Source organism: Moorena sp. SIO4A5 (genome assembly GCF_010672005.1).
GTDB lineage: Bacteria > Cyanobacteriota > Cyanobacteriia > Cyanobacteriales > Coleofasciculaceae > Moorena.
The window spans coordinates 1-12,500 of the sequence record NZ_JAAHHZ010000015.1; the positions used below are offsets into that span (position 1 = coordinate 1).

10 protein-coding genes, 1 tRNA gene, 1 rRNA gene and 2 pseudogenes (1 of these 14 running past the window's edge) are annotated in these 12,500 nt (G+C 46.0%); 8 read left to right on the forward strand and 6 right to left on the reverse strand.

Annotation, left to right across the window (positions count from 1 at the left end):
• On the reverse strand, nt 1-1,387 hold a 1,387-nt coding region (locus F6K57_RS07945; protein ID WP_293066352.1), incomplete at its 3' end, for a zinc ribbon domain-containing protein.
• A gap of 181 nt (nt 1,388-1,568) precedes the next feature.
• Nucleotides 1,569-1,694: a hypothetical protein gene (locus tag F6K57_RS07950; protein WP_293019380.1), complete on the reverse strand. Its 126-nt coding sequence runs from the start codon at nt 1,692-1,694 to the stop codon at nt 1,569-1,571.
• Nucleotides 1,695-1,883: 189 nt separating this feature from the next.
• Here F6K57_RS07950 and F6K57_RS07955 point away from each other — a divergent pair, with 189 nt between their 5' ends.
• On the forward strand, nt 1,884-2,576 hold the full coding sequence (locus tag F6K57_RS07955; protein WP_293066355.1) for a class I SAM-dependent methyltransferase: 693 nt from the start codon (nt 1,884-1,886) through the stop codon (nt 2,574-2,576).
• Between the two features lie 174 nt (nt 2,577-2,750).
• On the opposite strand, the gene F6K57_RS41885 is transcribed toward F6K57_RS07955, so the two are convergent.
• Together F6K57_RS41885 and F6K57_RS07965 are read right to left on the reverse strand one after the other, a co-directional pair.
• Complete coding sequence (locus tag F6K57_RS41885; protein ID WP_364301829.1) at nt 2,751-2,879, reverse strand: hypothetical protein; 129 nt, start codon at nt 2,877-2,879, stop codon at nt 2,751-2,753.
• Between the two features lie 20 nt (nt 2,880-2,899).
• Entirely contained in the window at nt 2,900-3,733 is an 834-nt protein-coding gene (locus F6K57_RS07965; protein WP_293066358.1) for a rhodanese-related sulfurtransferase, read from the reverse strand.
• Between the two features lie 239 nt (nt 3,734-3,972).
• Between F6K57_RS07965 and F6K57_RS07970 the strand changes: the two genes are divergently transcribed.
• Nucleotides 3,973-4,045 (forward strand) — tRNA-Ala (locus tag F6K57_RS07970).
• Between the two features lie 209 nt (nt 4,046-4,254).
• Here F6K57_RS07970 and F6K57_RS07975 read toward each other — a convergent pair.
• On the reverse strand, nt 4,255-5,643 hold the full coding sequence (locus F6K57_RS07975; RefSeq protein ID WP_293066361.1) for an AAA-like domain-containing protein: 1,389 nt from the start codon (nt 5,641-5,643) through the stop codon (nt 4,255-4,257).
• Nucleotides 5,644-5,872: 229 nt separating this feature from the next.
• On the opposite strand from F6K57_RS07975, the gene F6K57_RS07980 reads away from it, so the two are divergent.
• Nucleotides 5,873-6,379: a DUF2808 domain-containing protein gene (locus F6K57_RS07980; RefSeq protein WP_293066364.1), complete on the forward strand. Its 507-nt coding sequence runs from the start codon at nt 5,873-5,875 to the stop codon at nt 6,377-6,379.
• A gap of 80 nt (nt 6,380-6,459) precedes the next feature.
• On the opposite strand, the gene F6K57_RS07985 is transcribed toward F6K57_RS07980, so the two are convergent.
• Entirely contained in the window at nt 6,460-6,777 is a 318-nt protein-coding gene (locus F6K57_RS07985) for a hypothetical protein (RefSeq protein ID WP_293019370.1), read from the reverse strand.
• Between the two features lie 227 nt (nt 6,778-7,004).
• Between F6K57_RS07985 and F6K57_RS07990 the strand changes: the two genes are divergently transcribed.
• The 5 genes and pseudogenes from F6K57_RS07990 to F6K57_RS08010 all read left to right on the forward strand — a co-directional run.
• Entirely contained in the window at nt 7,005-8,414 is a 1,410-nt protein-coding gene (locus tag F6K57_RS07990) for a glycoside hydrolase 100 family protein (RefSeq protein WP_293019368.1), read from the forward strand.
• 160 nt (nt 8,415-8,574) lie between these two features.
• Nucleotides 8,575-9,018: pseudogene (locus tag F6K57_RS07995) on the forward strand (amylo-alpha-1,6-glucosidase); the annotation flags it as partial.
• Between the two features lie 186 nt (nt 9,019-9,204).
• A complete protein-coding gene (locus tag F6K57_RS08000) occupies nt 9,205-10,614 on the forward strand; it encodes a hypothetical protein (RefSeq protein ID WP_293066368.1) in 1,410 nt (469 codons plus the stop codon).
• A 178-nt stretch (nt 10,615-10,792) separates the two neighbouring features.
• Nucleotides 10,793-10,942, forward strand: a pseudogene (locus F6K57_RS08005) (helix-turn-helix domain-containing protein); the annotation flags it as partial.
• Between the two features lie 278 nt (nt 10,943-11,220).
• Nucleotides 11,221-12,500, forward strand: a 16S ribosomal RNA gene (locus tag F6K57_RS08010); it runs 209 nt beyond the window's last position.

Sequence of the window (12,500 nt, forward strand, 5' to 3'; positions counted from 1 at the left end):
TTCCTTTCAACCAACGCGCGGTACGACGCAATAACACCGCCTGTACCTCGGTTTTACTCATGTACCGAGTAATTTCGAAGTCGGTACCGCGAGCAAGGATGTTTTTGGCAGCATTATGGTCAGCCTGCAACACGACCCCATCAAATCCGGTAAAATTGTCCCCAGTCCTTTTGCCCAACAGGGTGCCATTCCTGGAGTCAATTTGCGACGTGTAACTAGGCTGAACTTCTGTAACAACCGAGCCAGTCCAATCAGCCCATTTTTGCAAAGAATCACGCATCACTCCTTTCATCCAACTATTGAGTTTGCGGGACACGGCTTTAGACTGGCGCTTATTTCTGATTGGTTGTGTTAAATCTGAGGCCGTAGGCCACGCTACGCGAACAGCAAAGACCTTTAAAGATTCTCCATTGAAAAGAGACTTAGAGGCTGCTCCTATTATCGCCGTCAACTCTGCTTGATTTTTTCTGTAACGGCGATTTTCCGTTTTTCTAGTTAGGTTGTTTTCAAGTATTCGAGCCGATTTAACTGAATCTATTTTCTCTAGCTTTCTGTGAAGTGCCCAAAGTTTCCCTCTGTTGCGGTTCTTGGCACATATGCGATCTGATTTCTTAGTAGAGACTTTTCCCAGATCTTTGCCGTGTGCCTGACCGTCTGAATCATAGAAAGCCTCCGTGTAACCCTTATCTACACCGAGACTTCGACGTTCAGAGGGAATTTCTACGGTTCCATGGTCTACCAGAAAGTGGATTTCAAATTTTTGCAGGAGTTGATTATGGATCAGTCTGATTTGTCCTTTTATTTTTCGATTAGATCTAACAACTATCCTGTTCCTCTTCCCTCTCCTTAATCCCGCCAATTCTAACTGGTAAGTGTTACGGGAAAGCCTTTTACATTTGTAACCCACTTGTTGATAGACGATCTGGTTTTTAATCCAAGAATGTCCTCTTTGGAAAAACCTTCTAACAAGTCTGTGTAGAAGAGGATTGTCCAGAAAAGCAACGGTCTTAAGCTGTTTGCAAAGCTCCTTTCGTTTATTTTGATTTTCCTTTCCAGGGAACCTTCTGTAGATTCTTTTTGCTACTGCATCTATACAGGCTGCCTGCTGAGCCGTAATGGCTTTTGCTACATCATTAATAGCCCAATCCATTAATTTAGCAGGCAGCCCTAAGCTGTCGGGATTCCTGAAACTCTTTACTTCCGGGATGGCCTTTTTCCAGTCCAGTCCCCAGTGATTAATGCTTCCCAGTTTGTTGTAAGACTCAGATCTGACAATGCCCAATTTTTTCATTGTGAACAACAACTCTGTCTTAACCGACTCAGTCATCCCTACTACGGGGACGATTTGAGTCGATATTTTTCTAGTTGCTCCTATTTTCTTGGGCATCGTTAATTCTGAATCGTATACTTTAATCTTACTCTAGCGCTAGCAAAATGTCAATGTCTGTTTTATGGTATTAAATACCGTATTATCCCTATTTATTGGGGTTTAATCGCGAGACTGTACAAATCATCCCACCAATAGGGAACAGCAAGGAATAACCAAAGCAACATGGACTGATGAAAAATTAACGATGAATACTATCATTTAGCAAAGGGAGTAGGGAGTCGGGAGTCGGGAGTAGGGGTAATACCGAGTTGCATTCAAAGAGAGTAGATTGGTTGGATAGGGAGATAGGGAGATAGGGACCCACCCCTAACCCCTCCCAGGAGGGGAATATGGGGAGATGGGGAGATAGGGAGATAGGGAGATTGGCGGAAGAGAAAGTTGTACCTTTGACCGCAACTTGGTATAAGAAACTTGAAGGTACCTCATAAGTATGATCAACGCTATAGATTGAGCAACCTCTGGAAAATAATAGCTTTGAGCAAACTAAATATCAATGGCTAATCAAACCTTTGGACTAGACAAGCAGCTTTACGACTACTTAAAATCTGTTTCTCTAAGAGAGCCAGAAGTTTTGACCCAGCTGAGGCTGGAAACAGCACAGCATTCCATGGCTAGGATGCAAATAGCTCCTGAACAGGGGCAGTTTATGGCCTTACTAGTGCAGTTGATGGGAGCCAAGAAAACTCTAGAGGTGGGGGTATTTACGGGCTATAGTGCTTTAGCTGTAGCCTTAGCTTTGCCACCAGACGGCCAGGTGGTTGCTTGTGATATCAGTGAGAAGTATACTGCGATCGCACGTCGCTACTGGCAACAAGCTGGAGTAGCTGACAAAATTGACCTGCAAATTGCCCCAGCACTGGACACTCTGGATCGGTTGCTGGAAGAGGGACAAGCAGGTACGTTTGATTTTGCCTTCATTGATGCAGATAAACGGAACTACGAAAACTACTACGAGCAGGCACTGAAACTGGTGCGTAATGGTGGACTAATTGCTGTGGATAATGTCCTCTGGTCGGGGCGAGTAGCAGATCCTGAGGTAGTCGATAACAAAACTGAGGCAATTCGAGCATTTAATCAAAAGCTATCTCAAGACCAACGGGTAACCCTTAGTTTGGTACCGATTGCTGATGGATTGACCCTAGCGCTAAAGAAGTCAGAAGTCAGAAGTATGAAGTCAGAAGTATGAAGGTAAGCATTCAGCTTAAGCGCTACGCGCACGCTACTTGAGGTGCTATCAGCTATCAGTTATCAGTTATCAGCTTAAGCGCTACGGGCACGCTACTTGAGGTGCTAATGCGCTACAGATGGTGCTACTTGAGGTGCTTTTGAATCAAACAGGTAAGCATTGGTTTAATCTCTGTTACGTCAGCTGACCGCTGACGGCTGACCGCTGACCGCTGACCGCTGACGGCTGACCGCTGACCGCTGACCGCTGACCGCTGACGGCTGACCGCTGACGGCTGACCGCTGACGGCTGACCGCTGACCACTGACTGCTGACCGCTGACGTTTATGCTTCTTTGCTGAGATCATCAAAACAGTAAGGGCAACAAATACCTTTGATATATTTAGGGGAATTGAGATCAGCTTGGGAAATTGGATTTCCACAACCGTAGCACATATGGTAGGTTCCAGCTTCCAACCTGTGCTTGAGAGCAATCCGTTGATCGAAGACAAAGCACTCCCCCTCCCATAAACTTTCGTCTTCTGGGACTTGTTCTAAATACTTGAGAATGCCACCTTTGAGATGATAGACCTGTTTAAAACCCTGACTCAACATAAAGGATGAGGCTTTTTCACAGCGAATACCCCCTGTACAAAACAGGGCTACTTTTTTATCTTTGGTGGAATCGAGGTGGTGGCGAACATAATCAGGGAATTGTCGGAATGAGTCAGTATGGGGATTTTGGGCACCTTTGAAGCTTCCGATATTTACTTCATAGGTATTGCGAGTATCAATCAGTACTACGTCTGGATCTGAAATTAGAGCATTCCAGTCCTGGGGTTTAACATAGGTACCTACCTGTTGATTGGGGTCAACCTCTGGCAAACCGATGGTAACAATTTCTTTCTTTAACCGGACTTTCAGGCGGTTGAATGGGGGGGAGTCGGTGTAGGATTCTTTATGCTGTAAGTCGGCCAGACGGGGATCGGAACGGAGGAACGCTAGGACTGAATCAATGGCTTGACGGGAGCCTGCGATGGTGCTGTTAATGCCTTCTGCTGCGAGGAGAATGGTTCCTGTGATGCCTTGAGCTTCACAATGGGCTAGCAAGGAGGGTCGTTTATCCGCAAAGTCTGGCAATTTGACAAATTTGTAAAATGTTGCAACTACCTGGGTCATGATCCGGTTAAGGGGTGAAAATAGTGCTGAGTTTTGAGTCCTGAGTCGGAAAGTGCCTCACTATTTACTATTCTGACGTATGGTAACACCCCGCACTAACCTGCTATGGTAATAGTACTGTTGCGATGTCTATAGGAAAATTTTTTGGCTATCTTGCTTGACTTTCCATTTGTATGTTGTATAATAACAAAAGTGCGGTTGATTAACTAAGCTTAATTTAGCTTAAGTTGTCTTTGCCTGGGGGTATAGCTCAGTTGGTAGAGCGCCTGCTTTGCAAGCAGGATGTCAGCGGTTCGAGTCCGCTTACCTCCACTAGTTAGATCTAATCGTAAATTGGTGACTAGGATGGCGTTGCTGAATCAAACGAATGGATCGGAGTAGAGTGGGCATCCTGCCCGCTCCAAAAAATCCCCGAACAGGCAAGATGCCTATTCCACAGGTGCGACCCGTCACGCTTCGCGATTGACCGTAGGTCACGCTAGGCGATCGCTTTTTTTGTATCTCGTTGACATGACTAATAACTAATAACCACTAACTCTTATGCCATTCAGAAATTGATTTCTAAAAAATAGACGATATAGTTCGCAGCTAGCTGTGGCTCGATTCCCCTGAATTCTGATCAAACCCAAGCTTTCCAATTTATAGGCAGTTAGTGCTTCTAATTCCACACTTTCTGTGGCCATGACTACTTCCTTAAAAGCAGCGACTAGGTCAGGATGGGGTAGCAAAGCGGCTAGATAGTAACGCAAATAGTTACTATAAATTCCAGTTTGAGTTGGGGCTTCCTCTAGTAATTGTTCTAAGCTAACATCCTGTTTAGTGAGATGATAAAGGGCAAGACGAATTAAACTGGGACAACGACCTACCATAGTCACTAAAGGAGCAAGACGTTTCATGGCTTGGTCACCTTTTGCCCAATCCAAACCATGACGCTGGGCTAAGTCTAGCACTTGCTCATTGGTAAATTCTGGGAGTTTAATGGCTAGGCCAACATTAAAGGGCGATTGATTAAGTTTTAGTGGCACATATACATCTGTAGCATGAGCTATCACCCATCTTACGTTTTGCCAAATTTCCAGTTCCCTAGCATCTTCATACCAAGAGCGTAGCAAAGACAGAAAATCCCTAGAAAGTTCTGGATACTCAAAAATTTGATTAACTTCATCTAAAGCAATAACAATTGGCCTATCGACTTGCTCTAGCAAATAGTCTTCAAAGTAAGTGGTACAACTCACCTTAGAGCCAATGTCAGAATCCCAATAGTGATCGAGTTGGAGGGATAAACCCAATTGCCGACTGACGTTGGCACAAAACCAACGTAAGAACTTATCCAGGTTGCTGAAAACTTGGGAGTCAGCTCGGTGTAAACTTAAACTAACAGTACGAAAGCCCTGTTTCTTGGCATAAGCCAAAATCCTTCGCACTAGGGAAGTCTTTCCTTTCTGTCTGGGGCCTTTAATATGAATGAGGCTACCTGGTTTGCTAACTTCTGCGTAGGTGAGCGCTTCAATGGGAGGACGTTCGATGTATAAATTGGAGTTTAGTGGTACCGGACCACTGGGAAAGTCTAGCTCTGGTACCAGAGCAGGGGATAGGGAATTCCCGACGCTGGTTTTTATCCTGTCCTGATAGCCATAAATCCCTAGAGAGGATAGCTGAGCTCGGGAGTACCGCCTCAAAACTGAGCGGACATTACTTTTGGTAACTTTTTGTTTGAGAGCCACAGACAGACGTTGCCAAAGTTTGAATCCTACATCTCTAATGTAACTATGCTCATACCCGCAGCTTTCCGCAATCTCAGCGTAAGTCTTCCCTTCCCAAACTTCACAGAAGACGGTCTCTTGAAGGTTACTGAAGGAGTAATCGGGCAAAATTGTGTCCAAAACAGCTAGGGCTTCGTCTGCCATCATTGATGAGGTTGAAAGCCAACACACCAAACACTAGTTTTACTTTGACATAGAATTGCCAAAATTTCCGTCCAATCAAGCAATTTTTTCCAATTTTTTACGAAAATTACCAGCAGATGGCCTAGTCAAATCTAGGTCAAATTACCGATTTTTTCAGGCAGACAATTTCGATAGGTCTTTTTTAAAATCAACTCAACGTTGTTTAAGTCTGGTATCCCAAGACGATTGAGTGATGAAAAAACCAGTTTTCGGAGCAGTTTCAGCCCTAGCATTCGCCGCATCTGTGCTGCCTATAGCCATCCCCAGTCTGGTGCCAGTAGCTCAGGCTCAAGCCGGTTTTGTGCCGAATGCTCCCTATGTTGCCAGTGCTGGAATTGCTGGAGCTGCAGGGGATAGGCATTTTATTACCGTTGCTGTGGCTGCCTTTCCCATTAATGCTCTTGTGATTGAGTGTACCAATCTCGCTGGTGTTCGCAAAGCAAAGGTTACTAATCAGTTTGGTGAGAGAGTGCCAGCAACCACAGCAGTTTCTAAGAGTGCTGAAGGTGGTACCGCTCTTACGGTGACCTTGAATGAACCTGTTAAACCAGGCAATGTTCTGCGCATTGTGATGGATGGGGTAGAACAAAATCGAGAAGGGGGAGCGATGCTTTATCGAGTGTCTGCCCTGACCGAAAATATATCCTATCCCTTTCCTGTCGGTACGGCAATGTTACTTGAGCCAGTCCTGAGTGACTAAATTCAATAGGGTTAAAGGTTGAATGTTGTTTGGTTAAAGGTTGAACGCGATCGCGTGGCCAATAGGCCAAGGTGGTTTGGTTAAAGGTTGAACGCGATCGCGTGGCCAATAGGCCAAGGTGGTTTGGTTAAAGGTTGAATGTTGTTTGGTTGAAGGTTGAATGTTGTTTGGTTGAAGGTTGAATGTTGTTTGGTTGAATGTTGAACGCGCACCCGTGGCCAATAGGCCAAGGTTGGTTGAACGCGATCGCGTGGCCAATAGGCCAAGGTTGTTCGCGAAGCGTGGCCAATAGGCCAAGGTTGAACGCGATCGCGTGGCCAATAGGCCAAGGTGGTTTGGTTAAAGGTTGAAGGTTGTTTGCTTGAAAGTTGAACGCGATCGCGTGGCCAATAGGCCAAGGTTGTTTGCTTAAAGATTGTTTGCTGATACCTTGCAGCATTAGTATTTTTATGATATAAACTGCGTCAATTCTTCTGACCTATGCCCTGTTCCTTGATCCGAAGTTCCTTGATCTGAAGTTCCCGAAGTTCTTTGTCTTTCGATATCCGAGCCAAGTACTCCAGGATTTTTTCAAAGGAGTTAAGCTAGCATCAACCAGATGGACAACTTAAAGGAGAAATTTTATATGGGAAGCGAAGGTAATCTGATCGAGGCAGCTTGGCAAGCCCTGGAAGATTCGATTATCTATTATCAAGGTCATCCCGTGGGCACAGTGGCGTCGAAAGACTCGGATATGGAAGCCCTGAATTATGACCAGTGCTTTACCCGGGATTTCGCGGTGTCGGCTATGGCATTGCTGATGAGGGGCAAGGGAGAAATTGTGCGCAATTTCCTGATCGAAACCCTAGGGCTTCAAAGCCGTGAAAAGCATATGGATTGCTTTAAGGCGGGTCTTGGATTGATGCCAGCGAGCTTTAAAGTGATACATAAGAAGGAACAGGAGTATTTAGGGGCGGATTTTGGGGAACATGCGATCGCACGAGTTGCTCCAGTAGATTCTGGCTTGTGGTGGCTGCTGGTGTTAAGGGCTTATGTCAAGGCAACTGGTGATCAAGCCCTTGCCCACCAGACACGGTTCCAACGGGGAATCAAATTAGTTCTAGATCTGTGTCTGACTAAGCGATTTGATCTGTTTCCCACGATGTTGGTGCCGGATGGTGCCTTCATGATTGACCGACGGATGGGAGTTGATGGGTATCCGTTGGATATTCAAGCCCTATTCTACACTGCGTTGCAGGCGGCGAGTGAGTTATTGTTGCCAGAGGATGATTATGTTCCTGTGGTCAAGGAGCGCTTGGGTCATCTGACTTATCATATTCGGAATTACTATTGGTTGAATTTAGACCGCCTCAAGGAAATCTATCGCTACGATGTGGAAGAGTTCGGTGAAGCCGCAATCAATAAGTTTAATGTCTATGCTGACACTATTCCAGATTGGCTAATGCAATGGTTGCCAGATTCAGGGGGATATTTTGTGGGTAACCTTGGACCAGGGCGGATGGATTTTCGCTTTTTTGCCCAAGGTAATTTAATGGCAATTATTACTTCCCTAGCTACTGAAGAACAATCCCAAGCCATTATGGACTTGATCGAGCAACGCTGGGAGGATTTAGTGGGAGAAATGCCCATGAAAGTTTGTTTTCCGGCTTTGGAAGGTCGCGATTGGCAAATTATCACAGGTTGTGATCCCAAAAATACTCCTTGGTCTTACCATAATGCGGGGAATTGGCCGTTCTTGTTGTGGGAATTAGCAGCAGCAGCACAAAAAACTGGCAAATCTGAACTGGCTCGTAAAGCCTTAACCATTGCTGCCCAATGCCTGCTTAAGGATAACTGGCCAGAGTACTATGATGGTAAAAATGGTCGCCTGATTGGCAAGAAAGCTAGGAAAGTTCAAACCTGGACAATTGCTGGCTTTTTAGCAGCACAACAGTTGATAGATAATCCGGATCATCTTAACTTAGTAAGTTTTGAGGACACTGCTGTGATGATTTGCTCTATGGATATTGCGGAAATCGTTGCTATGAACAAATAATCTTAAACTAATTTAAACTAATTTAAATTAACTTAAACTAATTTAAAATTGGTACTCGCCAAGTACCAATTTTAAACTAACAATTACCAAAATTACCAATGACATTAATCAAGGGTTGGGATGCTGCCCACAATCTCAAAACTACCCCCAGTTGGATCCGCAATTAGTATGGACGGCTGACCAGTTTATGGTCAACCGCCCGTTAGCAGATGCACCTGATGATAAAACGATTATCGCAGGCTACCCTTGGTTTGGGGATTGGGGGTCAGATACCATGATTAGTTTGCCAGCATTGACTCTCTCGACCGGTCCTCCTGACGTTGCTTGCACTATTCTTCCCACCTTTGCCCGTTATATAGATCAAGGGATGTTACCCAATCTCTTCCCAGATGTAGGAACGGAAGCAGAATACAACACCGTGGATGCTACGCTCTGGTATTTCGAGGCAATCCGTGCCTATTACGAAGCGACGCAAGATCAGAGGTTGATAGCGGAATTGTTTCCAATTCTAGAAGAGGTAATTGACTGGCATCGTCGGGGAACTCGCTACAGCATTCACTTGGATAACGATGGTTTAATTTATGCAGGGGAAGCGGGAGTCCAGCAAAGCCAACTAAGCGTCAACCAACTAATCTTAAACCTACCCTTCACCGAACGCCAAAGGCGAACAACTAACTAACCTTAAACCTTGGCCTGTCGGCCACGCTACGCGAACCACCAATTAAGCTTAAATAAAATAACCTTCAACCTTCAACTTTCAACTTTAAAAGCGATGCAGCTGGCCTGAGTTATGACTGAAGAATATCAAAGACTGGAAGAAGCTCGCAATCACATTATCCATTGGAAACGCTGGGGTCCTTACCTAAGTGAGCGACAGTGGGGAACAGTACGAGAAGACTATAGCCCGGATGGACAAGCGTGGGATTATTTTACCCATGACCAGGCGCGATCGCGTACTTACCGTTGGGGCGAAGATGGTATTTTGGGTATTTGTGATGATCAACAGTATTTGTGTTTTGCCCTAGCGCTATGGAACGGCAAAGACCCCATCCTTAAAGAACGGATTTATGGTTTAACGGGCACTGAAGGTAATCACGGGGAAGATGTTAAAGAGTATTATTTCTATCTAGATAGTACTCCTACCCACTCCTACATGAAGGGATTATACAAATATCCCCAAGCTGAGTTTCCCTATACTTGGCTAGTGCAGGAAAACCAACGTCGGGGACGGGAAGCACCAGAGTTTGAACTGCTCGATACAGGGATATTCCAGGAAAATCGTTACTATGATGTATTCCTAGAGTATGCCAAAGCCTCGGCGGAGCAAATTTTAATCCAAATTACTGCGATTAATCGAGGACCAGATCCTCAAACTCTCCATATCCTACCTACTCTCTGGTTCCGCAATACTTGGTCTTGGAATGCTAATTCTCCCAAGCCCTTAATCAAGGTTGCTAAATCTGATCACCAATTCAGTGTCCTGGAAGCCTCCCATCCCACATTGGGACAACGGTGGTTTTACTGTGAGGGTTCACCAGAATTATTAGTTACTGATAACGAAACCAATTATCAGCGCTTGTTTGGGGTAGAGAATCAGTCTGCCTATGTTAAAGATGGCATTAATAACTATGTGGTTCAGGGTGACAATAATGCCGTCAATCCTAGCAGAGTCGGCACAAAAGTGGCTCCCCATTACCGATTTACTATTGGTGCTGGGGAGACTCGGGTGATTAAGCTGTGGCTGAGTGATGCTCCCAATATCCCCCAACCCTTTGGCAGTGAGTTTTCAAGGATTATTGCCACCCGTCGCTCAGAAGCGGATCAGTTTTACCATGCGATCGCACCATCCGGACTTAATAATGATCAGCGTAATATTCAGCGTCAAGCCTTCGCAGGACTGTTGTGGAGTAAACAGTATTATTACTACAACGTAGAAACCTGGCTCAAGGGTGACCCCAATCAACCCCCACCTCCACCAGAACGTCTCAAAGTCAGGAATCACCAATGGAATCATCTCGACAATGCAGATATTCTTTCTATGCCAGATAAATGGGAATATCCCTGGTTTGCAGCCTGGGATTTGGCATTCCACTGCATCCCCTTAGCTGTCCGGCAAAAGAAGCCCCACAACGAACATGCGCAGCATGAGTGTGGGATGAATTTTGCACAGGGTCTTTTGGATCACGAAGACGAGCTATAAAACTTCATTGTATGTATTGATTACTGAGTCATTCCCCTCCGTTTTGCTTCTTGCTCCAATTGTCTTTTCTCGAAATCGGTAAGTCTAATTGTAATTTTTATTGTTTTCATTATGACTAGCGCTTTGACTAGCTGTATATTATACTAATAGTAGCTCGATGAGCTAGAGAACAAGTCAAATGAGAATCGCGTACCAGTACCGCTTAAAACCAACAAAGCAGCAAAAAGCCAAGATAGATCACTGGCTGTCAATGCTGTGTGCTCAATATAACTATTTGTTGGCCGATCGGTTTCGTTGGTACGAGGAAAATCGCTGTTCAATTAATGCTTAAAAAAGTTTCGGGTTTAGGTTGACAAACGCTTTTTTACCCTTTACATTAGTAAATGGCGATGAGGAAAGCCAAGCGCACCGCACCGCCCCGAACCAAGAAAAATCTATAGTTTGAGAGCCAATATACGGTCGCTACTCGTCAAGAAATTTTCAGGTTAATCTGACCTCATTATAGGACAGATTGACCAAAACTAAAACCTAAAATTCCGAACCGGTTCGAAGTTAACTGTAAGGGTTGACTAAGAGTACGGTGAAGAGAAAAAAAACAACTTGAGTACCATGGAGAGTTTGATCCTGGCTCAGGATGAACGCTGGCGGTATGCTTAACACATGCAAGTCGAACGCCCCTTCGGGGGAGTGGCGGACGGGTGAGTAACGCGTGAGAATCTGCCTTAGGGTCGGGGACAACCACCGGAAACAGTGGCTAATACCGGATGTGCCGAGAGGTGAAAGATTTATTGCCATAAGAGGAGCTCGCGTCTGATTAGCTAGTTGGTAGGGTAAAGGCCTACCAAGGCAACGATCAGTAGCTGGTCTGAGAGGATGAGCAGCCACACTGGGACTGAGACACGGCCCAGACTCCTACGGGAGGCAGCAGTGGGGAATTTTCCGCAATGGGCGAAAGCCTGACGGAGCAATACCGCGTGAGGGAGGAAGGCTTTTGGGTTGTAAACCTCTTTTATCAGGGAAGAAGAAAGTGACGGTACCTGAGGAAAAAGCATCGGCTAACTCCGTGCCAGCAGCCGCGGTAATACGGAGGATGCAAGCGTTATCCGGAATTATTGGGCGTAAAGCGTCCGTAGGTGGTACCTCAAGTCGGCTGTTAAAGACCAGGGCTTAACTCTGGGCAGGCAGTGGAAACTGAGGAACTAGAGGGCAGTAGGGGTAGAGGGAATTCCCGGTGTAGCGGTGAAATGCGTAGATTTCGGGAAGAACATCGGTGGCGAAGGCGCTCTACTGGACTGAACCTGACACTGAGGGACGAAAGCTAGGGGAGCGAATGGGATTAGATACCCCAGTAGTCCTAGCTGTAAACGATGGATACTAGGTGTAGCTTGTATCGACCCAAGCTGTGCCGAAGCCAACGCGTTAAGTATCCCGCCTGGGGAGTACGCACGCAAGTGTGAAACTCAAAGGAATTGACGGGGGCCCGCACAAGCGGTGGAGTATGTGGTTTAATTCGATGCAACGCGAAGAACCTTACCAGGGCTTGACATGTCGCGAATCCCGGTGAAAGCTGGGAGTGCCTTCGGGAGCGCGAACACAGGTGGTGCATGGCTGTCGTCAGCTCGTGTCGTGAGATGTTGGGTTAAGTCCCGCAACGAGCGCAACCCTCGTTTTTAGTTGCCAGCACTTCAGGTGGGCACTCTAGAGAGACTGCCGGTGACAAACCGGAGGAAGGTGGGGATGACGTCAAGTCAGCATGCCCCTTACGCCCTGGGCGACACACGTACTACAATGGTCAGGACAATGGGCAGCCAACTCGCAAGGGGGAGCTAATCTCATCAAACCTGGCCTCAGTTCAGATTGCCGGCTGCAACTCGCCGGCATGAAGG